23 protein-coding genes and 1 pseudogene are annotated in these 25,422 nt (G+C 70.8%); 17 read left to right on the top strand and 7 right to left on the bottom strand.

Going from position 1 to position 25,422, the window contains the following annotated elements; translation table 11 throughout:
* Positions 1-25 precede the first annotated feature (25 nt).
* The 3 genes from ACFT41_RS03110 (at position 26) to ACFT41_RS03120 (ending at position 2,599) form a co-directional block, all read left to right on the top strand.
* On the top strand, positions 26-910 hold the full coding sequence (locus ACFT41_RS03110; RefSeq protein WP_377583706.1) for a thiopeptide-type bacteriocin biosynthesis protein: 885 nt from the start codon (positions 26-28) through the stop codon (positions 908-910).
* A gap of 146 nt (positions 911-1,056) precedes the next feature.
* Positions 1,057-2,058 (top strand): hypothetical protein, encoded by a 1,002-nt coding sequence (locus ACFT41_RS03115; protein ID WP_377583709.1) that lies wholly within the window; start codon positions 1,057-1,059, stop codon positions 2,056-2,058.
* Positions 2,059-2,119: 61 nt separating this feature from the next.
* Positions 2,120-2,599: a PPC domain-containing DNA-binding protein gene (locus tag ACFT41_RS03120; RefSeq protein WP_377583712.1), complete on the top strand. Its 480-nt coding sequence runs from the start codon at positions 2,120-2,122 to the stop codon at positions 2,597-2,599.
* Between the two features lie 100 nt (positions 2,600-2,699).
* Here ACFT41_RS03120 and ACFT41_RS03125 read toward each other — a convergent pair whose 3' ends face one another.
* From ACFT41_RS03125 to ACFT41_RS03135, 3 genes and pseudogenes are all read right to left on the bottom strand, one after another.
* On the bottom strand, positions 2,700-3,218 hold the full coding sequence (locus ACFT41_RS03125; RefSeq protein ID WP_377583715.1) for a hypothetical protein: 519 nt from the start codon (positions 3,216-3,218) through the stop codon (positions 2,700-2,702).
* Positions 3,219-3,330: 112 nt separating this feature from the next.
* Positions 3,331-3,999, bottom strand: coding sequence for a 2'-5' RNA ligase family protein (locus tag ACFT41_RS03130; protein WP_377583718.1), 669 nt, complete (start codon positions 3,997-3,999; stop codon positions 3,331-3,333).
* Between the two features lie 560 nt (positions 4,000-4,559).
* A pseudogene (locus tag ACFT41_RS03135) lies at positions 4,560-5,288 on the bottom strand (helix-turn-helix domain-containing protein); the annotation flags it as partial.
* A gap of 245 nt (positions 5,289-5,533) precedes the next feature.
* Here ACFT41_RS03135 and ACFT41_RS03140 point away from each other — a divergent pair.
* The 3 genes from ACFT41_RS03140 (at position 5,534) to ACFT41_RS03150 (ending at position 8,783) form a co-directional block, all read left to right on the top strand.
* Positions 5,534-6,016 (top strand): NUDIX domain-containing protein, encoded by a 483-nt coding sequence (locus ACFT41_RS03140; RefSeq protein ID WP_377583721.1) that lies wholly within the window; start codon positions 5,534-5,536, stop codon positions 6,014-6,016.
* Between the two features lie 149 nt (positions 6,017-6,165).
* A complete protein-coding gene (locus tag ACFT41_RS03145) occupies positions 6,166-8,139 on the top strand; it encodes an ABC transporter ATP-binding protein (protein ID WP_377583724.1) in 1,974 nt (657 codons plus the stop codon).
* 11 nt (positions 8,140-8,150) lie between these two features.
* On the top strand, positions 8,151-8,783 hold the full coding sequence (locus tag ACFT41_RS03150; RefSeq protein ID WP_377583727.1) for an AAA family ATPase: 633 nt from the start codon (positions 8,151-8,153) through the stop codon (positions 8,781-8,783).
* 539 nt (positions 8,784-9,322) lie between these two features.
* Here ACFT41_RS03150 and ACFT41_RS03155 read toward each other — a convergent pair.
* Positions 9,323-9,655, bottom strand: a complete 333-nt coding sequence (locus ACFT41_RS03155; RefSeq protein WP_377583729.1) for a hypothetical protein — start codon at positions 9,653-9,655, stop codon at positions 9,323-9,325.
* Positions 9,656-10,295: 640 nt separating this feature from the next.
* Here ACFT41_RS03155 and ACFT41_RS03160 point away from each other — a divergent pair.
* A complete protein-coding gene (locus ACFT41_RS03160; protein ID WP_377583732.1) occupies positions 10,296-10,931 on the top strand; it encodes a class IV adenylate cyclase in 636 nt (211 codons plus the stop codon).
* Here the strand turns inward: ACFT41_RS03160 and ACFT41_RS03165 are convergent.
* The 3 genes from ACFT41_RS03165 to ACFT41_RS03175 are packed head-to-tail and all read right to left on the bottom strand — an operon-like array spanning position 10,928 to position 13,462.
* Entirely contained in the window at positions 10,928-11,731 is an 804-nt protein-coding gene (locus ACFT41_RS03165; RefSeq protein ID WP_377583734.1) for an endonuclease/exonuclease/phosphatase family protein, read from the bottom strand. The genes ACFT41_RS03160 and ACFT41_RS03165 overlap by 4 nt on opposite strands.
* A 12-nt stretch (positions 11,732-11,743) precedes the next feature.
* Positions 11,744-12,352, bottom strand: a complete 609-nt coding sequence (gene tmk / locus ACFT41_RS03170; protein ID WP_377583737.1) for a dTMP kinase — start codon at positions 12,350-12,352, stop codon at positions 11,744-11,746.
* 6 nt (positions 12,353-12,358) lie between these two features.
* A complete protein-coding gene (locus ACFT41_RS03175) occupies positions 12,359-13,462 on the bottom strand; it encodes a radical SAM/SPASM domain-containing protein (protein WP_377583740.1) in 1,104 nt (367 codons plus the stop codon).
* Positions 13,463-13,965: 503 nt separating this feature from the next.
* Between ACFT41_RS03175 and ACFT41_RS03180 the strand changes: the two genes are divergently transcribed.
* From ACFT41_RS03180 to ACFT41_RS03225, 10 genes are all read left to right on the top strand, one after another.
* Complete coding sequence (locus ACFT41_RS03180) at positions 13,966-15,264, top strand: sensor histidine kinase (RefSeq protein WP_377583847.1); 1,299 nt, start codon at positions 13,966-13,968, stop codon at positions 15,262-15,264.
* 17 nt (positions 15,265-15,281) lie between these two features.
* The gene (locus tag ACFT41_RS03185; protein WP_377583742.1) at positions 15,282-15,701 is read left to right on the top strand and encodes a roadblock/LC7 domain-containing protein; all 420 of its coding nucleotides are present in this window, start codon (positions 15,282-15,284) and stop codon (positions 15,699-15,701) included.
* Positions 15,701-16,072, top strand: a complete 372-nt coding sequence (locus tag ACFT41_RS03190; protein ID WP_377583745.1) for a DUF742 domain-containing protein — start codon at positions 15,701-15,703, stop codon at positions 16,070-16,072. Before ACFT41_RS03185 ends, ACFT41_RS03190 begins: the two co-directional genes overlap by 1 nt.
* The gene (locus ACFT41_RS03195; RefSeq protein ID WP_377583748.1) at positions 16,047-16,664 is read left to right on the top strand and encodes an ATP/GTP-binding protein; all 618 of its coding nucleotides are present in this window, start codon (positions 16,047-16,049) and stop codon (positions 16,662-16,664) included. The genes ACFT41_RS03190 and ACFT41_RS03195 overlap by 26 nt, the downstream gene beginning before the upstream one ends.
* Positions 16,661-17,218 carry a GAF domain-containing protein gene (locus ACFT41_RS03200; protein ID WP_282323900.1) on the top strand — a complete coding sequence of 186 codons (558 nt, stop codon included), beginning with the start codon at positions 16,661-16,663 and terminating at the stop codon, positions 17,216-17,218. Before ACFT41_RS03195 ends, ACFT41_RS03200 begins: the two co-directional genes overlap by 4 nt.
* A 132-nt stretch (positions 17,219-17,350) precedes the next feature.
* Positions 17,351-18,613 (top strand): acyl-CoA dehydrogenase family protein, encoded by a 1,263-nt coding sequence (locus tag ACFT41_RS03205; RefSeq protein ID WP_377583751.1) that lies wholly within the window; start codon positions 17,351-17,353, stop codon positions 18,611-18,613.
* A gap of 44 nt (positions 18,614-18,657) precedes the next feature.
* The gene (locus tag ACFT41_RS03210) at positions 18,658-20,022 is read left to right on the top strand and encodes an HAD-IA family hydrolase (protein WP_377613717.1); all 1,365 of its coding nucleotides are present in this window, start codon (positions 18,658-18,660) and stop codon (positions 20,020-20,022) included.
* Between the two features lie 530 nt (positions 20,023-20,552).
* A complete protein-coding gene (locus ACFT41_RS03215) occupies positions 20,553-20,954 on the top strand; it encodes a hypothetical protein (protein ID WP_377583757.1) in 402 nt (133 codons plus the stop codon).
* Between the two features lie 262 nt (positions 20,955-21,216).
* Positions 21,217-23,733 (top strand): Helicase associated domain protein, encoded by a 2,517-nt coding sequence (locus tag ACFT41_RS03220; protein WP_377583760.1) that lies wholly within the window; start codon positions 21,217-21,219, stop codon positions 23,731-23,733.
* Complete coding sequence (locus ACFT41_RS03225; protein WP_377583763.1) at positions 23,733-24,704, top strand: endonuclease/exonuclease/phosphatase family protein; 972 nt, start codon at positions 23,733-23,735, stop codon at positions 24,702-24,704. Before ACFT41_RS03220 ends, ACFT41_RS03225 begins: the two co-directional genes overlap by 1 nt.
* The last annotated feature ends 718 nt before the right edge of the window (positions 24,705-25,422 follow it).

Consider the following 25,422-nt stretch of genomic DNA (forward strand, 5'->3'; position numbering starts at 1 on the left):
CCCCGACCCTTGAAGGAACGCCATGATGCCGTCGCCGTGGCTTCAGATCACCGTCGAGCTGCCCGATCCGGACCGGGCCGAGCACACTGCTGTCACCCACCTCGCCCCCATGCTCATCCAAGCGGAAGCTGACAGGCACATCACTGGCTGGTTCTTCATCCGTAAGACACCCCAGTGGCGGCTGCGCTACCTCCCCACCAACGCGACCACCACAGCGCGGGAGCACCTCTTCAGCCGCCTCGACGCCCTCATCCGTGAAGGGCACATCACCCGCGCCGTCGAGGTCGTCTACGAACCCGAGACCCGCGCGTTCGGTGGCGACCACGCGATGGCGGTCGCCCATCGGCTGTGGCACGCCGACAGCCGGCACGTGCTCGGCTACCTCGCTACCACCGCAACAGAGCCCACCACCCGTCGCCGCCGCGAGATCGCGATCCTGCTCGCCAGCACCCTGCTGCGCGGGGCCGGCCTCGACTGGTACGAACAAGGAGACGTCTGGTCCAAGGTCGCCCACCACCGCCCCCCACCCGACACACCCAGCCCAGACAAGACCCATGCTCTCCAGACAGCGCTGCGCCGGCTCATGAGCACCGACGCGAGCAGCCTCACCCACCCGGCCCGGCCACACCGGAGAGCGACGGACTGGGCCGCCGCGTTCACCACCGCCGGCCGCGACCTGGTCCACCTCGCCGGCACCGGCGACCTCCACCGCGGGCTGCGCGACGTCCTCGCCCACCACGTCATCTTCGCGATGAACCGGATCGGCCTGCCCGCGACCACCCAGGCCGTCCTCGCCACCCACGCCGCCACCGCCATCTTCGGCCCAGATCCCACCACCCCACCAGCCACCCACCACCAGCACAACCGCGGGACGACGGTCACCACAGCCAGGGGAGAAACCGGTAGCTGATGGACCCGACCGGGGCGCAAGCCCGCAGATTCCCCCTCGTCGCCCGGCCCCGACCCGCCTGCACCCCACTGCCCGAACGGGTCGCCGACCTGACCCGCCGCGCTGCCGCCGCCACCCGCGACCACGACCCCGCCACCGCGACCGCCGTGATCAACCTCGCCGCGCTGCTCGCATCAGACTGCGGACGACCCGACCTGGCCCACCAATGGTCGACACGCCTCGCCCGCACCGCGCTCACCCACCCCGCCCCCGACTTCCGAACAGCAAGTCACAGCCTCGAACCCATCATCAACCTCGCCCGGCTGCGCATCCGCGCCGGCGACGGCACCGGAGCATGGAAACTCCTCGAAACCCTCTACCGCGCCGTCGCGTCGCGCACCGACACCACCATTGACGGCGTCTCCATCCCTGCTGCACGTCTCACCCCCGGCCCTACCGCGCACCGCGAACTCCGCCAGTGGCTCTGGACAGTCCTGCTGTCCAGCGGCGCACACGCTCTCGCCACGGCCGGCCGATGGGACGACGCCTACCACCGGCTCCACCAACACAACGGCATCGGCCGACGCATGCTCGACGGCCGGCAGATCGCCGTCATCGCCCACGCCACCGCCGGCAGACGCACCCGCGCCCTGGAACTCCTACGCGACACCGCGCCAGGCGAACCATGGGAACACGCCGTCACCGCAGCCCTGAACCTGCTGTGCCAGCCAGTGGCCATCGTGAGCGCCACTCAACAACACGCCGTGGCCGCCTACCAGACGCTAGACACCACAGCGGCAGGCCTCGTCGTGTTCCACACCCGCCTCGGAATGTGCCTCATCGACGCGCTCGGCGGCGTCGAGCAGCCTGCCGCACAGCCCATTGCCGCCGACCTCATCGAACGAGCCCGCAGCGACGGGTACGCCGCCCGCGACGTCCTCGGCCACCCCGGATGCCGCGCCATCCTCACCCAGCGACAAGCTGAACAACTCACTGACCAGGTCACCGCCTGTGGCCTGGGCACCGGCGGCGTACCCGAACCCTTGCTGGCCGAACTCGCCGTCGCACTGGATGCCGCCAGATCCGTCATCCGTGATACACCCGCCAAGGCCGGACGGCTCCCCAATGCGGCCGACACGAAAAGCCGCCCGGCGACTCATTCTTTGTAGCGAACCAAACTAAGGCCTACAGCCCTGAACAGCAACGACCAACCGGAGAGGAGCACCACGAATGCGTAGCCACGAACTCGCCCCAGGCCGCATGATCGGCGTCGTCTTCGACCACGGCGACGACTTCTTCACCGCCCTCACCGACACCTGCCGAACTCACGGCATCAGGCAGGGCTACATCCCCGTCTTCATCGCCGGCCTCAGCACCGCGAGAATCGTCGGCACCTGCCAGCGGCTCGACAACCCCGACGCCCCGGTCTGGTCCCACGTCGACCTGACCAACGTCGAGGCACTCGGTGGCGGCACCATCGCCTGGGACGAGACCACCAACACGATCACACCCCACATCCACATCACGGTCGGACTGAAGGAACACAGCGCGACGGCCCACACCAGCCACCTGCTGGATGCCACCGTCCAGTTCCTCACCGAGATGCTCATCATCGAGATCAGCTCGCCGACGATGAACCGCCTACCGAACCATGACCTGTACGACGTGCCACAACTGCGGTTCGACCAGCAAAGCGGCACCGAGACGTAGCCCGAGCGAGGACCGAGTTCATGGCAGGGGTTCGGCAACCCCGTGGGACGGCCCCCTTGCGCGGATGGAGCCCCTGCGCTTCAGCCACGGGCTGCGACTGTCACCTTCGCCGCTTAGTTGCTCCACGGGCAGCGTTCCGTCGAGGGTGATGGTGCCGGCCGGCAGGGACTGAGCCGCTTGGGCGCACCGATTCACCTGCGCCAGCCGCCATGCCCGGACCTGCGCGTCCCGGGCTGGGTCCTGTGGCCACAACGACTGCGCCCGATCCGTCTCCGGATGACCCAGTGGGAACCGTGATGAAGTAGTGCGCGACGTCCATGCCGCAGGCACGCAGCCCGATGAGGATTCCGTCGAGGTAGAACCATACGACGACGGTCATCGGGACGACCAGTGTCCGCTGGTACTCCTGCGCGAGTGCGACCGCCGTGTCCACGACGCTGCGTCGCCATACCCGCAGGTCCTGGAAGTCCCCGCTAGGCGGTAGCGGCGCGACCTCCCGAAGCATGAACCCGGGTAGTTCGGCGTCGAAGAGCAGCAGCTGGGGATCGTCCGCGATCAGCTGCTGTGCCAGTGTCGTTTTCCCCGCGCCGAACGCGCCGTTCACCCAGATCGCCCGCACGGATTCTTCTCTTCCGTTGGCGCCTACTACGACTGCGGGAACGTGTCGGGCTGGCTCGCGGCGAACAACGCCGTCGCCCGTCTCACCGGCATCACGTCCTGACCGCCTGGCGTCATCCGTTCAGGGACGCAGTCGCCACGGTCGACCATCGGTAGGTGCGGTCCTCCCGGCGTAGTGCGATCAGTGAGACCTCGCTGATCGTCGCCGGCACCGGGGGTAGGTGTCGCAGTTCGGCCAGTCGGGCGCGGATCGGCGCGGTGGGCGTGGGCGCGCCGCTGTAGGCGATCGTCATGTGGGGCCGGAACCCGCCGGCTGGTTCGGGAACGGTGTGCCGCACTGCGGCGATCGCGGCCCGGACAGCAGCGCGTACTCGTTCGACGGCGGCCCAGGGTTGGACGAGCAGGCCGATGCCTTCGGCGTCAGGGTCCACGGGTCCGAGGGACAGCTTCAGCGGTGGCAGGGCGGCGCACCGCTGGCGGGCTTCGGCGACGATCGCGTCGATGTCGTTGTCGGGTACTTCGTCGGTGAAGCCGATGCCCTGGGTGGTCAGGTGCAGGCCGTCGAGCGGCACCAGGTCCAAGCCGGGCAGCGGGGCGAGTCGCTGTTGAAGGTTGGTGACGTGGTGGTGGAGTGCGGGCTGCTGTTGGAAGGTGAGGTGCCAGGTGTAGAAGTGGCGGCCTGGGTGCCAGCCGGGACGCCAGTACCAGTGCTCGGTGAGGGTGGGCAGGTTCTGGTAGGTGGTCCACCGTTGCCGCAGGCTGGTCAGTTCCCGGCTGCTCATGTCGGCGATCGTAGGCCCGCCGGTGGCGCGGTGCGGGGGTGTGTGCGGTCGGCGAGCAGGTCCGCGACGTCCTGTATCCGCGGGTGGTGGCGTAGGGGGTGGGCGGTGGTGAGGAACTGGTGGGTGCGTTGGTGGACGGATTCGAAGCGGTGCTCGGTGGTGAGGGCGAGCGCCTGCAACGCCAGCTCGGCGGCCTGTTCGGGGTCGCCGGCGTGGAGGTGGGCGGTGGCCAGGTCGAGGCGGCTGAGGGCTTGCGGGCCGCGTAGCTGGGCGGTGTCGAATGCGGCGATGGCGGTGGTCAGGTGCCCGGCGACGTCGTCGGTGTGGCCGAGGGCCAGGTAGGCGGTCGCCGCGTTGGCCGCGGCCCGGGTGGGGCAGTACGGGCCGAGGGTGAGGCTGGTGCTGACCTGCCCGTCCGGCGGGTGCTGGGCCAGCAGGTCGAATGCCTGGCCGACGGCCTGGTCGACGCCGTCGCGGTCGCCGAGGTGGGCGAGTGCCCGTGCCTGCCCGTTGACGGTGAGGCGGATCCGGTGGGGGCCGGTGCCGGCGTGGCGGAGGCCGTCTTCGGCGTAGGCGAGGGCGTCGCGGTGGTTGCCGGTGTAGAAGGCGACCAGGCTCTGGGTGGCGCGGGCCCAGGCCTGTGTGTCGGGTTGTTCGGCGGCGTGGGCGAGGTCGAACGCTTCGGCGGCGTAGGCGTGTGCGACGCGGAAGGCGCGCAGGTCCAGGGCGAGGGCGGCGAGGAGACCGGACAGGTGCGCGGCGGCGGTGTAGAGCCGGGCGCGTTGTGGCGGGTGCTGCCGGCCGGCCATCAGCTGGTCGATGCTGGCCCGCAGGGGACGTAGCCGGGCGACGAGGGTGGCGGGTGGGCAGCGTTCGTTGTCGGCGATCGCCTGCCGGATCTGGTCTTCCAGGTGCGCCAGCCGGGCGTCGTCGTCGGTAACGGTGGTCAGCGCCGAACGACGGACGGTGATGGCGTCCTCGGACTCCCACCACGCCGCCGCGCTGGTGCTGCCGGGGGGATCCGCCGGGCGGTGGCGGCGGTGGTGCAGGTCGGCGATGCGGTCGTACTCGGCGGCCAGCACACCACCGGTGCGCAGCACCTGGTCGCAGCGGGTCCAGAACGGCCGCTCGGGATGCTGCCGGCCGGTCTCGGTGTTCGCCACCGAGCTGCGCCCGTACTGCACGAGCCGGGCGAGCCCGTGCTGGGTGTGGCCGGCCTCTTTACGCAGGTGGGCGAGGTGGTGGCCGAGCGCGCGGCGGGCGGTGGTGAGCTCGTGGTGGTCGACCATCGTTGCCACCCCCGGGTTGCCGCGGTCACGATGAGCGAACACCATAGCTGCCTCGGGTGACACTTTCCGAGCTGCCGGCGACGGCCCCGCCCGGCCGCCGCCGGTGGTCGCGAGGGTCACGGCCTCGGTGTCGGCAGGTCGGGGCGGCGGTGCTGGCGGTGTCGGAGTTGGTGTCGGAATCTACCGACAATGTCGGCGCACGGCGCTGCGGGCGTGTCGCCCCTGCCGCGCCCTACCGTCTCCGCATGCCCTCCGGACGCCGCGATGTTACCGCCGATCTGCCTCGTAAGCGGATGGCCGCCGGGCTGCTGATCACCGACGCGGACGAGCGGGTTCTGCTGGTCGAGCCCGCGTACAAGGCGGAGTGGGAGATCCCTGGCGGGTGCGTCGAGGCGGACGAGTCGCCGTACCAGGCCGCGGTCCGGGAGTGCCGGGAGGAACTCGGCTTGGCCCTGACGCCAGGCCAGTTGCTCGTCGTGGACTGGGTACCGGCCCGCGACGGGCGTGCCGAGGGGGTCATGGCCGTCTATGACGGCGGCACCCTCGACGCCACCGCGACGGAGCGGATCGTGGTGCCGCCCGGGGAGTTGAAGGGCTGGGCGTGGTCCGACCCGCTACAGACCGCCCGGCGGTTACGGCCGCTGCTGGCCCGCCGGGTCGCCGAGGCGCTGCGCGCCCGCGCTGACGGCTGCTGCTTCTACCTCGAAGACGGCGTCCCGGTCACCTGACCGCAGGCCAACTGGGGTCCTTCCTGCGCGAGGCGCGGCTTCGGCGGCGCCAGCCGAGATCACCGGCGGGGCCTGAGCGTCCCGCCGTCCGCCATCGAGACACCACCACCCACCGCAGTTCACCCTGCCCACCTACGGGAGGTACCGCCATGCCCAAAACCGCTAACCCCGACCGGACGCCCGCCCGTCCCGAACCGCCACAGCGGGATTCCGTACTGCCCGAGTTGCGGGAGGTCTGGTGGGAGACCGGGGTACGGGCCAGGGCACAGGCCGGCCTGTTCGCCGTCTTCTCCGAGCTGCCCCGCCTGGTCTGGGCCGCGCTCGTCGTGAGCTGGCGCGCCGACCGGGCACGGACGTCGGTGGTGGCGGGCACGACGGTCGGCGCGGGGGTGATGGCCGCGTTCGGGCTCCTCGCCGCGCAGCGGGTGCTGGTGGAACTCTTCGCTGGCGGTCCGACCGCCGACAAGGTCACGGCCGCGCTGCCCGCCCTGGCCGCGCTCGCAGCGGTGACCGCGTTGCGCGCCGGCATGGCCACCGCCATGGGGTACGCGCAGAATGGCCTGACGCCGAAGGTGGACCGGGAGGTCGAACGCGGGCTGTTCGAGGTGACGACCGCGGTGCGGTTGGAGGCGTTCGACGCCGACGCGTTCGCCGACGACATGGAACGCGCCTCCCGTGGCGCGAACTCCACCACCGGCCTGGTGCAGGCGTCGATGAACCTGCTCGCCGGGCTCGCCGGTGTCCTCGCCGTCGCGGTCGCCGTCGTGGTGGTCCACCCGCTGCTGCTGCTCGCCCTGCTGGTGGCGACGGTGCCGAACGGGTGGGCGTCGCTGCGCGCCGGGCACCTGCGCTACCAGACCTACGCCGCCGGATCGGTGCGCCGTCGGCGGTTGTGGCTGCTGCACCGGCTGATGGCCGAACGCGACTCCGCCCCCGAACTACGCTCCTACGGGCTACGCGGGTTCCTGCTCGACCAGTACGACCGGGTCATGGCCGTCGAGACCGGCATCCAACTCGCCCTCGCCCGGCGGGTCACCACGACCACGACCGTCGGCGCGATGATCGGCGGCGTGGCGACCGCCGTGGTCTACGTCCTGCTCGGCCTGCTGCTCATCGACGGGCAGATCCCCCTCGCCGCCGCCGCGACCTGCGTCATCGCCGTCCAGTCCGCGCAGCGTTCCCTGGCGGTTGTCACGTTCCAGGTCGACCGGGTCTACACCGAGGGGCAGCACTTCCGCGACTACACCGGCTTCATGACCCGCGCCGCCGACTACCTGCCGATCCGCACGGGCCCGGCCGCCGACCTGCCGGAACCGGGCCGGCTGGAGGAGATCACCGTCGACGCGGTCAGCCTGCACTACCCCGACCGGGACACCCCCGCCGTTGACCAGGTCAGTCTGAGGATCGAGGCGGGACAGACGGTGGCGTTCGTCGGGGAGAACGGCTCCGGCAAGTCCACCCTCGCCACCATGATCGCCACCCTGCGCACCCCCACCAGCGGCACCATCGACTACAATGGCCGGCCAGCCGACGACTGGGGCACCGACACGCTGCGGGCCCGGATCGGGGTCGTGACGCAGGAGTACCACAAGTGGCCGTTCACCGCCGCCACGAACATCGCGATCGGCGACATCGCCACCGACGCCGAGCAGACCCGGATCGAGGCAGCCGCCGACCGCGCCGTCGCCCACGACATGATCACCGAACTGCCCCACGGCTACGAGACGCTGCTCGACCGCACCTTCGCCGGCGGCCAGGACCTCTCCGGCGGCCAGTGGCAACGCATCACCGCCGCCCGCGGGTTCCTCCGCGACGCCGACGTGCTCATCATGGACGAGCCGTCGTCCGCCCTCGACCCCCGCGCCGAGGATGCCCTCTTCCAGGCCATCCGGGATCGGCAGGGGCGCGGCATCACCATCCTGATCACCCACCGGCTAGCCAACGTCCGCCACGCCGACCGCATCTTCGTCCTGCACCACGGGCGTCTCGTCGAGTCCGGCACCCACGACCACCTCATGAGCACCGACGGCCGGTACGCGGAGCTGTTCACCCTCCAAGCCGCCGGCTACGACACCACCATCGGACCCGCCGCGACTGTTCCCCGGCAGACCGCCATCGCCTGACGGAGCACGCCATGACGACGCCGAAGCCTGCGAAGCCTGTCGATCAAACGTTGGTGATCATCAGGGGAAACTCCGGCAGCGGAAAGACCACCGCCGCCCGCGAGGTGCGTCGCCGCTTCGGACGCGGTGCGGCCCTACTGGAACAGGACTACCTGCGTAGAACCGTGCTTCGGGAACACGACAGCGCTCACATCGACCCGGTCGCCCCGACGTTCATCGCCGCGACCGCCCGCACCGCCCTTGACCTGGGCTACCACGTCATCCTCGAAGGCATCCTGCACACCCAACGCTACGCAGCCGTGCTGCACCAACTCATCGACGGCCACCCAGGGCCAGTCGCCGTGTTCTATCTGGACGTCTCCTTCGACGAGACCATCCGGCGCCACATCCGCCGCGACGAGCCGATCCCCGTCACCCCCGACGAGATGCGCCACTGGTACACGCACCGCGACCTGCTTGACACCCCCGGGGAGACCGTCATCGGCGAGTCCAGCACCTTCGAGCAGACCGTCACGACGATCCTGCAGGCCAGCGGCCTCACCACCGCCATACCGCACGCGCCCTGTCCACGGCGATGCCCACACTGCGCCCGCAAAGCCGACCAGCCGAACATCGAGACGGAGACTCCGATACCGCCGCCCTGACCGGACCTTGCAGCTCAGACCCACTCGGACCTCCTTCACGCGTCGGCGCTTCCAGCAGATCGCCCGCGGGACGGCGGAGTGAGGCGTCCAGCTGGACCTCCAACGCGAGGGACTAACCAATGTCTAAGCCTGCCATCGGTACCAGGGTCCCGTACCGGGCGGATGCCTGTGCGGCAAGATCCGGTTTACTGTGAGCCCCGACTGTCTCCACGTCTGCAGCTGCCCGCACTGCCAGAAACGGGCCGGCAGGCCGATCCAGTCGTGGGTCAGCTTCCCACTGGAAGGTGGGCCGGCTCTCTCCGCAGGAGAGGGCCAGCCCACCTCGTCTGCTTTCTGAGTTTGTTCGAATGGGACTCTGGCGGACTTCGTCGTGCACGCGGCGTAGGCACCCGCCAAGATACCCGCCCTGCCTGGCAGGTGCCGATGCCCGGGCTTAGGGGCGTGCCGCCCGTTTGGGGTCAGTCCGATGTCGAGCGCCGCCAACTTCTTTTATTGGATTGCTGGTTGATTCTGGTGGAATGCCATGAATCCGAGCCGCTTCATGAGGAAGCTCTTACTAGCCGCAGCTTGTCTCGTTGAGTAGCAGGTGGGTTGCGGGCGGCGCTCTCCTCGAGTAGCTCTGCTTCTTGAACGATTGCCAGGAAGCTCTTGGCGACAGGGTAGGCCTCGCCCGCTTCCAGCGTCGTCTCGATGGTTATCGCGCTCTCGTCCATGTCGACCGAGACCGAACTGTTGTAGACTTGGCTTCCTTGTATTTCAAACTCGAGTAGTTTCTCCATGAGTTGTGCGGCTTGTTGCTCGAGGAATGCAGGAGAAGGATCTCGGCCCTCGTCTGCCCAAACGGCTGCTCGAAGAGTGATCCGGACCCGCATCTGACCTCGTCCTCTTTCTTTTGCCATGCCAGCAGTTCAACGAAAATGCCCACTGCAGGAGATCGTCGACGTACTCCTTTGGTTTCGGCGGCACGTTGTTTACGAAGCGGATGTGTTGCCGGCATGGGCAGTATGCTTTTCGGTAAGCTTGGGTCTTGTCTTTGTTCTGCTGCATGCATCCAAAGGTGAACCGATAGAGTTTAAGGAGCTTTACAGCTCTTGCGACCGACGGGTGGACTTCGAAGCGCTGCAATTCTCTCTCCTGATGCACTAGCCAACAACCTGAGTGAACGAGAGACATGCTCGAAGGTTGCGCTGTTCAGCAGCCCTTCGGTCAGGCGACGGACACTGTGTGCGACACGTGGCCTGGGAGTGATGCCGGTGGCCAGGTCGTGAGCGACGTGGGCGGTGTCGGCGGAGGGGTAGGAGGGCGACGACCCCGCTGCGTCGATGGGCACCGCGCCCGGCACGGTCTTCCATGGACGACTACCTGCCGGGGTGTGCCTTATCACCGGCCAGCGCGCTGTGCTAACCAGGTACCGCGCCCTGGGCGCTCCGCCGCACCGCCGGCATCACCACATGAGCGATATCCGCCGCAGGATGACGGTTCGCGGACCGTGGCGGCCTGCCCAGCCCGCCTATGGGCGCGGCGGGGCGCCGGGCTCGCAGTCGCGCCGTAAGCTGCGACGACGTGACGAGCAGCGACGTTCTAGAAACGACGACCACCAGGGCTGTGTGCGAGGTCGAGGTCAAGTACCAGGTCGGCGGCCTCGCGGCGCTGGAGGCGGCCCTCGCCGCGCGTGGTGTCGTTCTGTCGGTGCCGGTGGTTCAGGATGATCAGGCGTATGCGCGGGTCGGTTGGGAGTACGGCCAGTCGAAGATCGGTGTGCCGTTCGCTCGTCTGCGTACTGAGCGGGGGCGGCATCTGCTGACGGTGAAGACGCCGGTGGCCAACGAGCTGTCGTGCGTCGAGCACGAGACCGAGGTGGCGGATCGGGAGCAGATGCACGCCGCGATCCAGCAGCTCGGCTTCTACCCCACGGTGCGCATCCGCAAGACCCGCCGCACGGCCGTGCTCGGGCTGTTGTCGCTGTGCGTCGACGAGGTGGACGGCATCGGCGTGTTCCTGGAGATCGAACGCATCGTCGACGCCGACAGGGCCGGTGAGGGGATTCAGGTCGAGCTGGACCGGTTCGCTGGCGAGCTGGGTGTGCCGCTCACGCGGATCACCGACACCTACGACTCGCTGATCCGGGCGGCGCGGGCCGGGGTCTAGAAGAGGGTGGCGGGCTCGATCATCGGCGGTGTGGGGCGGACGTCGAGCGCGTCGACCCGCAGGTCGAGGTCGAGGGTGACGGCGGCGTGGTCGGTGAGGCGTTGTTCCCGGGGTTCCTGCAGGTAGTCGCCGCCGTGGAGGTGGTCGCGGAGTGCGGTGCCGACGTGTAGGTAGTCGAAGCGGTAGCCGTTGCCGGCGCGGCCGAACCAGCTGTGCCGCTGGACGTCGGGGGTGAGGTGGGTGTGCGCGTCGGTGAGCCCGGCGGCGGTCAGCGTGTCGAACAGGGCGTACTCGAATGGCAGCCACACGCCGGGGTATGCCGGTTGGTGGTCGCGGGCGATGACGTTGTAGTCGCCGCCGAGCACGAGGTGTGCCCGCTCGTCGGCTGGTAGCCGGTCGAGGGTGTCGGTGAGGGTGGTGAGGAACGCCCGTTTGCGTTCGACCTTGGCGGGGGCGCGGTCGCTGGAGGGCACGTAGACGCCGAGGACGGTGACTGGTGTGTCGGTGTGGACGGTGGCGGCGACGGCCCGGCCGGGGATGCTGAGTCCGGCGGTGATGTCCGGGCGGGCGGTGGTGGGGATCCGGCTGATCATCGCGGTGCCGCGGTCGCCGGGCAGGGGCGGGTGGTGGACCTGGTAGCCGGCGCGGCGGAAGTGGTCGAGCAGGTGGGCGGTGCCGTCGCCGCCGCTGGTCTCGGTGAGCAGGAGGATCTGCTCGGGGCGGCCGGTGAGCCACCGCAGCAGCGCGTCGGCGCGGCGCCGGGAGGTGGCCTGGATGTTCAGCGTCAGGATCGATAGCACGACGTCGAGTCTTCACACCGCGGGGCGTTGGTCGAGCATGGGGGCCAGCGTGTCGAGGATGGCGGAGACGACCTGGTCCGGGTCCCGACCTTCGCAGTCGATCTTCACCTGGTGCCAGGACTGGCGGGCGAGGAAGTCGAACGCCTGCTGGTAGAGCCGCAACTCGCGTTCGGGTGTGCCGGTGGCCTCCAGCCGGGTCAGCCGGCGGCGCGCGGCGAGGCGGGCGGCGATGACCCGCGGGTCGTCGACGAGGTAGAGGGAGATGGCGGGTTGCAGGACGTACCGGTTGTAGCTCCAGATCTCGCGGAGGTCGACCGCGTCGACGCGTTGCAGCACCAGCGAGGACTGGACGTACCGGTCTGTGACGACGATGCCGCCGGCGTCGAGGGCGGGGATGATCTCGTCTTCGATGTGCGTGGTGCGGTCGGCGGCGATCGCGAGGGCGAGGGCCCGGCCGTGCAGGACGGCCTCGGCCTCACGTAGCAGGTCTCCCAGGCGGGTGCGGGTGGGCTCGGTCGTCAGGTGCACGGGCTGGCCGGTGCGGTGGCGTAGCCGCTCGGCCAGCAGTCTGGCGATGGTGGTCTTGCCGACGCCGTTGGGTCCCTCGACCGCGATCAGCACGGCGGTTCAGGCTCCGGTGGGGGCGGTCGGGATCAGCGGGAGCCGGATCGCCTCGGGTGGGCACTGCTCGGTGTCCGGCGCGCCGATGCGTTGGCCGGCGGCGATCACCGCGGCGGGGCAGCCCTTGCCGCAGGAGTCGTTGACCGCGCACGTCCCGCAGGTCGGGTTGGCCCCGACCTGGTAGCGGTCGTGGAAGCGGTACCGGTCGAGGTCGTCGGTGATCTCCCCGTCGAGGATGTTGCCGATCAGGAACTCGCGGTCGGCGTGCCGGGACTGGGGTGTGCGGGCGGCGAAGACGAGGTAGGGGCAGACGGCGGTGTCGCCGTCGGCGAAGACGTAGATCAGGGTGCCGGCGTCGCAGCCGGACAACGGCAGGGTGTCGTTGGGGAACCGGATCGGCACCAGCTCGACGCGGTCGGCCAGGGCGGCGGTGGCGGCGGCGATCGCCCGCATCGTCTCCTCAGGCGCGGCGAGCCGGCCGTGGGACCTCACGCCCCGGCCGAAGCTCGACAGCGGGTTCATCAGCACGTACGCCGCGCCGAGGTCGGCGGCGAACGCGCACAGCTCGGTGAACTCCTGCGGGCGAGTGAGCACGTTCGGCGTGGACAGGATCCCGTGCAGCAGGCCCGCGTCGGCGAACCGTTCCGTGGTCTGCCGGGTGACGGCGAAGGAGTCGCGGCTGCCCCGGAACCGGCCGTGCGAGGCGGGCCGGAAACCGTCGAAGCTGACGTTGACCCGCACGTTGCCCAGCTCGGCGAGGGCGGTGATCTGTTCGTCGCTGGTCAGGGTGGCGTTCGTGCAGATCTTGACGGGTAGGTCCATCCGCGCCGCCGCGGCGCAGATCTCCAGTAGGTGGGGGTGCGCGAACGGCTCGCCGCCGGTCAACGTCAACCGGGTCACCCGGGCCCGCCGCAGCCGGGGCAGCACGGTGTCGACCATGTCGTCGAGCGTGATGTCGACGCCGACGTGGGTGGAGGACACGAAGCAGTGGGCGCAGTGCAGATTGCACCGCTGCGTGATCTGCACCAGAGCCTTACGTTCGCCGTCGTCGACCGAGGTCCGGAAATAGCAGGAGCTGGCGTGGGTCTCGACGACCAACCGCTTACTCATGAACCCTCCCAGCAGCCGACCGCTCGCAGGAGGCGTCGGATCCGCCTCGCGGGACTTCCCCGTCCAGTAACCCGGCATCTGTTCGTGTCGAACACCCTCGACGCCGATATCCGACACGGCCACATGTCCGGCCGTACCGTCGTGGCCACGATCCCGATCCGCGGCGTCACCAAGATCGACTCCGTCGTGGTCACCGGTGGGAACGGCGAGCTCGGGGGAGGCCCGTCCTTCCCGGTTCGCTGAGGCCGGATGGGATCGGTGTCGATTCCTCATGTCGACAATGGTCGACACCCTGCCGCCGGCCAACACTGAGTTCCGGCGTCGCCGATCAGCTGCGACGCCACGACCCGTCGGGTCCGGTGCTGGCCAGCCGCTGCCAGAGCCGGCCGGGTCCCCGCCGGCGGTGCACCCGCTGGCGCATCTCATCTGCGACTCAGGGAGGCAGGGTGCGACTCGACGCGTCGGCCGGAGGCCCGCCTGTGGCTGGCCTGCCCGCCCGCCTCGTGCGGGTATGTGTGGCACTGGCCGCCGGGGTGGCGGCGGCCGGCCTGGGGGCGGCGACATGGGTGCTCGCGCTGTCGCCGGGTCCTGTTCCCCCGACGGCCGGCTTGGCGCTGGTGTGCGCGGCCGCGGCCAGTACGGCGGCCACCGCCAGCGCGGCCGTGTGCGTTCATCGGCTCGCCCGAGCGCACGCCTGCACCATGGCGGGCGCCTCGCCTCCTGCCGCCGGGCAGCCGGTGGCCGGTCAGCAGGTGGAGGTGTACGTCGGCCTCGCCCGTCGGCTGCAGGGCCTGGTGCACCGGGAGATCCAGCTGCTGGATGTCCTGGAGGCGCAGGTCGAGGACCCCGACCTGCTCAAGGGCCTGTTCCAGGTCGACCACCTCGCGACCCGCATCCGCCGCTACGCGGAGAACCTCGCCGTGGTCGGAGGGGCGGTGCCCCGGCGGCAGTGGAGCCGGCCGCTGCCGCTGGTCGAGGTACTCCGCTCGGCGATCGCCGAGGTGGAGCAGTACGCGCGGGTGCGGGTCGTGCCACCGGTCGAGGGAAACCTGCGCGGCCACGCCGGCGCCGACGTGGTGCACCTGCTGGCCGAGCTGATCGAGAACGCGACCACGTTCGCGCCCCCGCACACCGAGGTGACGGTGCGGGCCCGGCGGGTCGCCCTCGGCGTGGCGGTCGAGGTGGACGACCGCGGCCTGGGCATGCCGCACACGGAGCAGGACCGGGTGAACGCCCTGCTGGCCGACCCCCACCGGGTGGAGGTCGGCGACCTGCTGCGCGACGGCCGTATCGGGGCGTGGGTGGTCTCGGCGCTGGCCCGCCGTCACGGCATCACCACCAAGGTGCAGACCAACGTCTACGGCGGGGTGCAGGCCGTGGTGATCCTCCCGGCGGCCCTGCTCGGGGACCAGCAGACCGACCCGCTGCCCGCCACGGACGCGGCCCCCGCACCCACCCGGGGCGGACCACCACCCGCCGGCGGGTTACCGCCGGCAGGTGCGCCAGCCGGTCCGCGGCGCCCCGCGCCCGCACCGCCACCGGCGGGGACACACAGCCGGCACCGCGACGTGCCACCACCGGCCGGCGACGGCACCTGCGGGCAGGCCGGCGGGGCGCGGCCCGCGCTGCCGCGCCGCACCCGCCAGGCACACCTGGCGGCCCCGCTCCGGCAGGCCCGCCCGACGACGGCGAACCAGCCCTCCGGGGACCACTCCCCCACCCTGATGGCCGACTTCCTGCGCGGCGCCGCCTCCGCCGCGGCGCCCACCCCGGGCGCGGGCGACGCCCACCGACCTGTGTGACAAGGAGCGTTTCTGTGATGACCACGAAGCCGTCCTCCCCGGAACTGGCCTGGCTGCTGGCCGGCCTGGTGCAGCGGGTGCCGCACACCCGCAGCGCGTTGCTGCTGTCCTCCGACGGGCTGCCCCGGGCCGCCCACGGCCTCGCCGACGACGGCGCGGACCACCTGGCGGCGATCGCCTCCGGGCTGTTCTCCCTGACCCGCAGCGCCGGGGAGATGTTCGACGCGGGCGGCGGCGTGCGGCAGGTGGTGGCCGAACTCGACGCCACACTGCTGTTCGTCACCGCCGCCGGCGACGGCGCCGTGCTGGCGGTGCTGGCCGACCGGCAGGCCGACGTCAGCGTCCTCGGCTACGAGATGTCCCAGATGGTCAAGAGCGTCCGCCCGTACCTGGCGACACCCGTGCGCGGCGTCGTCCCGTCCCCCGCCGCGCCGTGATGGCCGACGCGCATCAGGAGACGTGGGTCGACGACGCGGCGGGACGCCTGGTGCGCCCCTACACCGTCAGCGCGGGACGGACCCGGCCCACCACGGCGATGGACCTGCTGTCGTGGGTCGTCGCCACCGGCGTACGGCCGAGAGCGCGCCTGGAACCGGACCACGACGTGGCGCTGCGGCTGTGCGGGGCGGCGACCACCGTCGCGGAGATCGCCGCCCGGATGAGGCTGCCGGCGGCGGTCACGAAGGTGGTCCTGTCGGACCTGGTGGCCGTCGGCGCGGTACGCACCCGCCCACCCAGCCCGGCCGCCGACCCGACCGACCGATCGATCCTGGAGAGGCTCCTTGCCGGCCTACAACAACGACTCTGACCGGACACCGCACGCCCTCAAGATCCTCATCGCGGGCGGGTTCGGGGTCGGGAAGACCACCTTCATCACCGCCACCAGCGAGATCCCGCCGCTGTGCACCGAGGAGCTGATCACCGCCGCCAGCGTCGGCACCGACGACCTCGCCGGGGTGGAGACGAAGACGACCACCACGGTGGCCCTGGACTTCGGCCGCATCACCATCGACCCCGACACCGTGCTCTACCTGTTCGGCACACCCGGGCAGGACCGGTTCTGGTTCCTGTGGGACGAACTGTGCCACGGCGCGCTCGGCGCGGTGGTCCTGGCCGACACCCGCCGCCTGCCGGACTGCTTCGCCGCCGTGGACTTCGTCGAATCCCGCCGCACCCGGTTCCTGATCGCCGTCAACGAGTTCGACGGCGCCTACCGACACGACCCCCAGGAGGTCCGCGCCGCCCTGGGCCTACGCCCCGAGGTGCCGGTCGTGACATGCGACGCCCGCCACCCCCGGTCCGCGACCGCCGTCCTGGTGACGCTGGTGCGCACCCTGCTCACCCCACAACCCTCCACACCCACCCACCCTCATTTCACCCCGGCAGGCAGCCCGACATGACCAACGACGGTTTCGTACCCGCACCCCTCACCCCGCCCGACCCGCAGGCACCGCAGCGAATCCAACGCCTGCGCGCGCTCGGCCTCGGCCAGCCGGAGCGGGAGTTCGACGACTTCGCCCGCAACCTCGCCGACATCACCGGCACGCCCTGGGCGATGGTGAACTTCCTCGACGACGGCGGCCAGTTCTTCGCCGGCCTCTACACCGGCAGCACCACCCAACCCGGGGTGTCGACACCGGTCAGCGCCCGGGAGCCGGGCCGGTGGATGCCCCGGGACCAGGGATTCTGCCCGCACGTCGTCCACCGGCGCCGCGCGCTGGTCCTCGACGACGTCTGCGCCTACCCGCGGTTCGCCGGCAACCCCGTCGTCGACCAGCTCGGCATCCGCACCTACATGGGCGCCCCCCTGATCGACGACACCGGCGTCACCCTGGGCACCGTCTGCGTCGTCGGCCCCGAGCCCCGCAGCTGGGGCCAGGAAGGGCTCACCACCATCAAGACGTGGGCCGCCAACCTGGCCGCCCGGATCAACCAGCGACAACCCGGCAGGTAGTCAGGCGCGGCTCCCGGCCCACCTGCGGACGCCGGCGAACCTCGCCGCCACCGGTCGACAACCCACCCCCAACCCGCACTGCGACCCCCGACCGGCGGGGCCGCCGTGGGCGACTTCCGAGGAGAGCGGCAGATGGTCGACGGCTACCCCCTCACCCCCCGCCACACCCGCCTGCGGGACACGGTCCGCGCGTTCGCCGAGGCCGAGGTCCGGCCCCGCATCACGGAGCTGGAGGCGGACCGGACCGTGGCGCGGGACCTGTCCCGGCAGATCGCCCGCCAAGGATGGCTCGGCGCCACGATCGACCCCACCTACGCAGGACTCGGGCTGGGCCACCTCGCCAAGACGATCATCATCGAGGAACTGTCCCGGGTCTCGGCCGCCATGGGCGCCATGCTCCAAGCGTCCCACCTCGGCACTGCGAAGATCATCCACTTCGGCGACGACACGCAGAAGCGGACCTGGCTGCCCGCCATCGCCGCCGGCGCCTGCCTACCGACCATCGCCGTCACCGAACCCGGCTCCGGCAGCCACGTCCTCGGCATCACCACCACCGCCATACGCGACGGCGACGACTACCTCATCACCGGCACGAAGACCTTCGTCGGCAACAGCCACATCGGCGACCTGCACGGCGTCGTCGCCCGCACCCGGCCCGGCACCCGCGGACTGTCCGCCTTCCTCGTCGAAGCCGACCGGCCCGGCGTACGGCTCACCCCGCACCAGCCCAGCATGGGACTGCACGGCTTCAGCTTCGGCGAGATCGCCTTCGACAACTGCCGCGTCCCGGCGGCCAACCGGCTCGGCGCCGAAGGCGACGGCCTCGACGTCGCCTACTCCTCCAGCGTCCTGTACGGCAGACCCAACCTCGCCGCCGTCGCCCTCGGCATCCACCAGGCCGTCCTCGACATCACCGTCGCGTACGCGACCCGCCAACGCCGCTATGGCAAACCCCTCGCCGACCTGCCCACGGTGAAACAGCGCATCGGCGCCATCCAGTCCCGGCTGATGGTCGCCCGCCTGGCCGCCTACCACGCCGTACACCTGCTCGACAGCGGGCGACCCTGCGACGCGGAACTCGTCAACGCCAAACTGATCAACGCCGAACACGCGATCGACTCCGCCCGCACAGCGATGGAGATCCACGCCGCACACGGCCTCCACCCCGCCCAATCGCCCATCGAGCGCTACTTCCGCGACGCCCTGCACATCGTCGCCCCCGCCGGCACCTCGGACATCCAACTCCTCCGACTGGCCGAACACGCCCTCGGCACCACGAAACAACCCTGGTCAACCCGGTTCCGCCCCTCCGCTGCCCGGCCAACCGGACAACGCGGCGCGGTGACGCCGGCACCACGGGCAGGAACGAGCGGAGCGGGTTCCCCCGCGTGCTGACCTCCCGCACCCTCGCCAGCGACCAGCCCACCGACACGCTGCCGGTGCTGGCGGCGTACCTGCACACACGACTCGGCACGACGCCGCCACGACCACTCGACGCCATCAGCTTCGACGTCGACGACACACTCATCGACACCACCAGCAGCATGGCTCACGGCATACGGGCGGGCGCCATGCTTGCGGCCACCCTCACCTCCCGCGTCAGCCCAGGCACGCTGATCGACGCGTACCAGGCGGCATTCGACGCCCACTGGCGGCATCCCGCCGCGGCGGGCGCCGGCGGCGTGCAGGACGTTCGTCGACGCGTCTGGTGGACGGCTCTGCGGAGCGTCGGCGTCACGCTGGACACCAGCGACCTGGACCGGCTGGTGTACACCTGCGTCGCCGCCCAACTCGCCGAGATCACCCCGAACCCGGAACTACGCGGTCTCCTGCGAGAGCTGACCGACCTGGTCCCGGTAGCGGTCTGCAGCAACGGGCCACGTGCCTCGGTCCAGCAGAAGCTGGACAAGGCGGCTCTCACCGAATTCGTCACGGCCATCATCTGCGGTCCGGACAGCGGACTCGCCAAGCCCGACCCCGGCCCCTTCCACGCGTGCGGCCGAGCGCTGAACGTCGACCCCACACGCTGCCTCCACATCGGCGACAGCTGGCACGCCGACGTGCAAGGCGCCCTCGCCGCCGGCATGGTCCCGATCTGGATCTCCCGCCATCCGGCGGCCACCCGGCCGCGACCACCAACCGTGCCCTGGTATCCCACCGTCACCAACGCCATCCGCGACCTCCTGCGGCTTCTGTCCGCCACCACCCGACAGGCGCGGCCAGCTGGCTTAGGCCCCGCGGCGGAGACCGGTCACTCCTTTGTCACGTCCGGACGAACCAACGCTGAGGAAACAGCCATGACTCCACTCGACGCGGAGAGCCCGCACAGGCACACAGACACCTCGTGGCGTCGGCCGCTGCTGGTTGCCCTGGCCGTCATCACCGTCGCGACGGCGGCAGTCATCGCGTGCCCGGTCCGCACCGGGGGCCACCACCTGGGCGCAGAGCCGACGGCCATCCCCGCGAGCCGGAGCAACGTCCCCGGCCCCGGCCCGGATCCAGCCGTCGTCGCCGCACCGTGTCTCACGGAACTGGCCGACACGCCCCGCGCGGCGGCCGACGGGAACGGTTCGCCCAACGCCACCTCGGCGAGTCCGGCAGGCCGGACAGGCGTCGCCGTCGAGTTCCGGCGGGCCCGCGACATCCGGATCATCGACGGGCCGGGGCGGGTCGTCGCCGACGAGACCGCCGACCTCGCCTCGCCGCCCGGCTTGGAAAAGGAGGCCCGACGGCCGCGTTCACACGTCCTCATCGTCGACCGTTCCGAGGAACCTGCGGTCGGTGCGGCGCAGGTGACGCGGTGACCCGACACCGCATCGGCGTACTGCTGCTCACCGCGCCACTCCTCACTCATGGCCTGTTCCGGACCGCCCGTCGACGTGCACCCCGCACCGCCGGCGCCCCGGAGCAGCACACCACCGGTCCCGGCCGGACCGGTCCTGACCCGCCTGGCCGACACCCTCACCGACGCACCCGCTGACACCACCCGCGGCGACTACCAGTACGTCGAGCGCCGCACCTGGTACCGCGACATCATCGGTCCACCCGGCCCGACCGGATGGCCCGAACGGGTCCGCATCGACCAACTGTGGCGCACCGACGATGCCGACGACGGCAGGCAGGTCAGCGTGCACATCGGCACCGGCGGCTGCATCCCCGACGGCGGGGACGACAGCTGGGCCGGCGGTGCAGAAGACCGGTTCGACCAACCACCACCGAGACAACCAGCCGCCCTGCGCACCCGGCTGCTTGCCGCGGCCGTCCCGGCGAGACCGGTCCCGAACACATCGTCGGCGGCGTCGCGACGCTCTACGAACGCCACGCGCCCACCCGCATGCTCCGGGCCGCGGTCCTGCGGCTCCTCGCGGAGCAGCCCGGCCTCCTCGCGCAGACCGGCGTCACCGACCGCGTCCAGCGCCCCGGCGTGGACGTCATCCTCCCGTACACCGACCGTGCCGGCGTGGCGAGGCGCGACATCCTCACCATCGACGCGACCAGCGGGGTTCTCCTCGCCGCCCACAGCATCATCACCGGCCCCATCCCACCCCAGGACCCGCGACTGGGACCTCACGCCGCAGACGTGATCGTCGCCGAGGCCGCCGGCTACCGGCTCTACGTCGACAGCCGCCGCACCCCGAACACCCACACACCGGCGGCGGGCTGCCAGCACCCCACCTCCCGACCAGGCCCACCGACACCACAGGCTCACCCCTCCGGCAGCGAGCACCGACAGTGACGCGGCTGCCGATCGCCCTCCACCACCAGCACGGTGTCCCCGCTTCGGTGCCATGCCCCGTCACCTCCACCCGGGTCGGCAGTAGGGCCGCCGTCCACCCCGCAGGGCGATGCCTCGCATCGGTGAACGGTGACAGCGCCCATCCGAGTCCTCGATGCCCCGGCGGCTTGTCGCACCCGAGGCGGGGCGTCGACCCGGCCGCGCCAGGGCTGCGCGGTCCACGCACACCGTCGCCCGGGCCGCACCGCAGGTGGGCAGGAAGGTGAGGGACTCACGACCGGTCGAGAAGCTGCCGCCCCTGCGGGACTACCAGCAGGAGGCCGTCGAGGCGATCGTGAAGGGCCAGGCCGATGGCGGTCGTGGCCAGTTCCGGGCCGCCTGCGGCAGCGGCAAGTCCCTTGTCGCGGTGCACGCCGCCGCCCGGCTCTGCCCGACCGGGCTGGTGGTCGTGGCCTGCCCGTCGCTGCCCCTGCTCGCGCAGACCCTGACGGTGTGGGCCGCCGCCGGCATGGCGGCGCAGGTCCTCGCGGTGTGCAGCGACGACACCGTCGCCGACACCGCGGCGCGCACGACGGACCTCCGCTGTCCGGTCACCACCCGGCCGGACGAGATCGCCGACTGGGTCCGACGGACCCCTACCAGCTGTATGCGGCTCATCCTGGTCACCCACGCCTCCATCGCTGTGGTCGGCGAAGGGCTGCACGCCGCGGACACCACCGCCAGCCTGTTGGTCATCGACGAGGCGCACCACACCGCCGGATGGCCCGGCAAACACGTCGCCCTCGCGCACCGAGACGAACACCTGCCGGCCCGCCGGCGGCTGTACATGACCGCCACACCACGAATCCTCAGCCGGCGACGCCGCACAGGCGGTGAGGACGTGTTGTCGATGGACGACGTGGACGTGTTCGGCCCGGTCCACTACAGCTACCCGTTCCCGAGCGCGATCGCCGATGGCTGGCTCGACGACTACCGCATCGTGGTCATCGGCGTCGCCTCCGCGGACGCGCTGTCGACCCTGCGCCGCCTCGACCCCCACGCCGTCGTCCGTGCCGGCGCGGCGCCGCTGCGTACCGCGGTGGTGCAGACCGCGCTCGCCCGCGCCGCCGCCGAGTTCGGCCTTCGCCGCGTGCTGGTGTTCACCCCACGGGTGGCCCAGTCCCAGGAGTTCTCCCGCACTCTGCCGGCCACCCTGGCCGCGCTGCCCGAGCGGGACCGTCCCAAGGGCCGCCTCACGGTCGGGCACGTCGACGGCACCCAGACGATGGCCCAGCGGCAGATCCATCTGGCCAACCTCGCCCAGCCGCCCGAGGACGGCTGGACGGTGATCTCCAACTCGCGGTGCCTGGGCGAGGGCGTCGATGTGCCCGCCGTCGACGCCGTGGTCTTCACCGCCCCGAAGGAGTCCGAGTCCGACGTCATCCAGGCCGTCGGCCGCGCACTGCGCCGCAACCCCGCCGGGTCCGGCATCGCCACCATCCTCCTGCCGGTCCTGCTACCCGACGACCCGGCCGAGACCGCCCGCGACCTCACCGCGGACCTGACCGAATGGACCACGCTCCTGCAGGTGCTGCGCGCGCTGCGCGCCCACGACAACGGCCTCGCCGCCGACCTCGACACCCAGCGCACCAGGGTGTCCACGGGCGCTGCGACGTTGCCGCCGCGGCTGCTCGTCCGTCTCCCCGACGGTCACGACTGCGAGGACCTGCTGCGGGCACTCACCGTGCGGGTGCTGGAGGAGACCACCTCGGAGTGGCTTGTCGGGTACGCCGCCCTGCGGGCGTTCCACGCCGACCACGGACACCTGCGGGTGCCCGTCGGCCATGTACGCCACGGCGTGCGACTGGAACGCTGGGTCGCGCGGCAACGCGCCGAGTACGAGGCACGCCGGCTCCCACAGGACCGGGTCCAGCACCTCAACGACATCGGCTTCGACTGGACACCGATGACGCGGGCCTGGGAGCGGGGCATCGTCGCTGCCACCGCTTTCCGCGCCGAACACGGCCACCTCGACGTGCCCACCGGCCATGTCGTGGACGGACTCGACCTCGCCCTGTGGATAGGACAACAACGCGGCTACCACCGCAGGCGCATCCTTCCCGACAGCCGGGTCGCCGCCCTCACCGCCCTCGGGATCGACTGGACCGTCAAACGCCCCTCCTACCACGACGGCTTCACGGCCCTGCAGCACTTCCACGCCGCCCACGGCCACATCCAGGTCCCGTACGGCGCGACCGTCAACGGCGTCAACCTCTACGACTGGCTCGCCGCCCGACGCACCGACTACCGACTCGGGTGCCTCGACGACGACCGCATCCGCAGCCTGGAAGCACTCGGCATGGGATGGTCGATCCGAACCGCCGCCTGGGAACGCAACCTGGCCACCGCCACCGCGTTCTCCCAGCGCGAAGGCCACCTGCACCCACGCAGAGGCCACCGCGAAGGCGGCATCGACCTATCCCGGTGGATCCACGCCCAGCGCATCGCGCGACGCGACGGCAAACTCCCCCAGGACCGCATCGCCGCGCTCGACGCGATCGGGATGCGATGGGAGATCGCCAGCGGCTGGACCGGAGTGCACCAGGTCACCGCGAGCCGGAATGGCCGCACCAGCGGCGACAACGAATCCCCCGACGACAGCGACCCCGCCGAACCCAGTCCCGTGCCGCGCGATCCGAGCGGGTCGGCTGCGCGGCTGCGGCCTGGCGTCTCGCCCCGACCCGCAGGACAGCGACACCAGTCCTCACCACCATCCACCACGTCTGAAGGGACCCGCTGATGACGCACCTGGGGATCGTGACCTACAACTACGAGGCGGGCGGCTATCGCGACGGCGCCTTCGACATGGAGCCCCTGCGACAGACGTTCGCCGCACTCGACGTCCCGCCCGCGATCATCCTGTTCTGCGAAGCCAAGCACTACCGGCGAAACCAGCACGAAGGGCTACGCCTGGCCGAGAGAGCCCTCACCGAGGCCCTCCACGCCCCCTACACCGGGCTCCTCGGCGTCAGCCAGCACGGGCCCATCCCACCTGCCATCTTCTACCACGCCGGCCTCGTGACCCACCTGGTCTGGCCCGGCGACGACCCGCACGATCCCGACGTCTTCGCCGACAAACGCAACGTCGGCCGGTTCCGCGTCAGCACCACCGGCGCCGAGTTCGGGGCCTGGGTCGCCCACTTCACCTCCCGCAGCGGCGCCGCCCGCCTGGAAGAGGCAAAACTGATCGACCGCTACGGCAACGACCCGCTCCCGTTCATCGGCGGCGGTGACCTCAACTCCACCGCCAGCGGCGGGCACCTCCCCCAACGAGACTGGCAGGCCGCGAACCACCACACCCGCACCCACAAAGGCAAACGGATCGACGACGGCACCCCCAAGGGCACTGGGAAGCCGACACCGACGCCCTCGACCACCTCATCGGCCGATGGGACCCGACCACCAACCGCCGGGGCGACGGCGCCGGCTACCACGCCGTCGCCGAACTGGCCTGGCTCGCCAACCCCGACTTCGTCATCGCGCCCACCATCATCGACAAGCCCGGTGAAGGCGGCCCCGACCTCATCGACTACCTCCTGGTCAACAACGCCATGCGCCCACACGTCATCGCCAGCAGCTACCAGGTCCACGTCCCCGACGGGCCTCTGTTTCCGTCCGACCACCACCTCGTCACCGCCACCATTGACCTGTAGCGGCACCGGCAGACCTTCGAGCCGCACCCGAAGCCCTACATCGCCCGATCTTGGTTGACTGCCGTCTTATCTGGAGCCTTACTCTCATCGATCCCGGGCTTATCACGCCTATACCGAACTCCAAGATCAGCTGGGGATAGCGCATGAGGTCGCGGCCTTCCGAAAGGTCTGACACGTACCAGGGTGCTCGGCGTCGGTAGCGGCCACGATCCTCAACGAGGTGCCGCTCCCGATTTCCCGGCTGGACGGCCATCGGCTGATAGGGGTGTCTTCGGTTGCTACTAGGGCTTCTACAACCCTCGGCGCTGGCACAGCCGTCTGGGTAACGTCAGCCCTGACACCTACGAGACGATCCACCGAGAGAACGCCTGACAGACATCGAGGTACCCGGCTGCATGGGTGACTTCAGGGTTGCCCTCCGCCGTCGTGGGGGGTCTTGCTTGCTTCGGCCGCGACGGGACCGGGTCTGGAGGACGACGGCGAGATTGATCGCGGCGCTTGCCAATGTGAGCAGGCTGCCGAGGGTAGTGGCGATCTCGGTCCAGGCGTGCACCTGTCGGGGTACTCCCAGGTGGGGCGGTCCGGGGCGATCGCCCCGTGCTGACACCGCTCAGCCTGTGGATGCCGACCGGGGTGTGAATGTGCGTTGCTGTGCCCTTGTTGCTGGCCACGGCTGACGGAGCGGGGTCTGGTGCTCGATCGCTGGCGCGAAGGGGGCACACTTAGCGATCAGTTGCCACACGCCCCCAGAGAGTGATCATGAAGGGTTGGTCGGA

It is taken from the genome of Micromonospora sp. NPDC057141, from assembly GCF_042670805.1.
Taxonomy (GTDB): domain Bacteria; phylum Actinomycetota; class Actinomycetes; order Mycobacteriales; family Micromonosporaceae; genus Micromonospora.

What these genes read in the sequence shown, in the direction of transcription:
- ACFT41_RS03110 (WP_377583706.1), top strand. Translation starts at nt 26, where the DNA reads ATGCCGTCGCCGTGGCTTCAGATCACCGTCGAGCTGCCCGATCCGGAC.
- ACFT41_RS03120 (WP_377583712.1), top strand. Translation starts at nt 2,120, where the DNA reads ATGCGTAGCCACGAACTCGCCCCAGGCCGCATGATCGGCGTCGTCTTC.
- ACFT41_RS03130 (WP_377583718.1), bottom strand. Translation starts at nt 3,999, where the DNA reads ATGAGCAGCCGGGAACTGACCAGCCTGCGGCAACGGTGGACCACCTAC.
- ACFT41_RS03140 (WP_377583721.1), top strand. Translation starts at nt 5,534, where the DNA reads ATGCCCTCCGGACGCCGCGATGTTACCGCCGATCTGCCTCGTAAGCGG.
- ACFT41_RS03145 (WP_377583724.1), top strand. Translation starts at nt 6,166, where the DNA reads ATGCCCAAAACCGCTAACCCCGACCGGACGCCCGCCCGTCCCGAACCG.
- ACFT41_RS03150 (WP_377583727.1), top strand. Translation starts at nt 8,151, where the DNA reads ATGACGACGCCGAAGCCTGCGAAGCCTGTCGATCAAACGTTGGTGATC.
- ACFT41_RS03155 (WP_377583729.1), bottom strand. Translation starts at nt 9,655, where the DNA reads ATGCGGGTCCGGATCACTCTTCGAGCAGCCGTTTGGGCAGACGAGGGC.
- ACFT41_RS03160 (WP_377583732.1), top strand. Translation starts at nt 10,296, where the DNA reads ATGGGCGCGGCGGGGCGCCGGGCTCGCAGTCGCGCCGTAAGCTGCGAC.
- ACFT41_RS03175 (WP_377583740.1), bottom strand. Translation starts at nt 13,462, where the DNA reads ATGAGTAAGCGGTTGGTCGTCGAGACCCACGCCAGCTCCTGCTATTTC.
- ACFT41_RS03185 (WP_377583742.1), top strand. Translation starts at nt 15,282, where the DNA reads ATGACCACGAAGCCGTCCTCCCCGGAACTGGCCTGGCTGCTGGCCGGC.
- ACFT41_RS03190 (WP_377583745.1), top strand. Translation starts at nt 15,701, where the DNA reads ATGGCCGACGCGCATCAGGAGACGTGGGTCGACGACGCGGCGGGACGC.
- ACFT41_RS03200 (WP_282323900.1), top strand. Translation starts at nt 16,661, where the DNA reads ATGACCAACGACGGTTTCGTACCCGCACCCCTCACCCCGCCCGACCCG.
- ACFT41_RS03205 (WP_377583751.1), top strand. Translation starts at nt 17,351, where the DNA reads ATGGTCGACGGCTACCCCCTCACCCCCCGCCACACCCGCCTGCGGGAC.
- ACFT41_RS03215 (WP_377583757.1), top strand. Translation starts at nt 20,553, where the DNA reads ATGCTCCGGGCCGCGGTCCTGCGGCTCCTCGCGGAGCAGCCCGGCCTC.
- ACFT41_RS03225 (WP_377583763.1), top strand. Translation starts at nt 23,733, where the DNA reads ATGACGCACCTGGGGATCGTGACCTACAACTACGAGGCGGGCGGCTAT.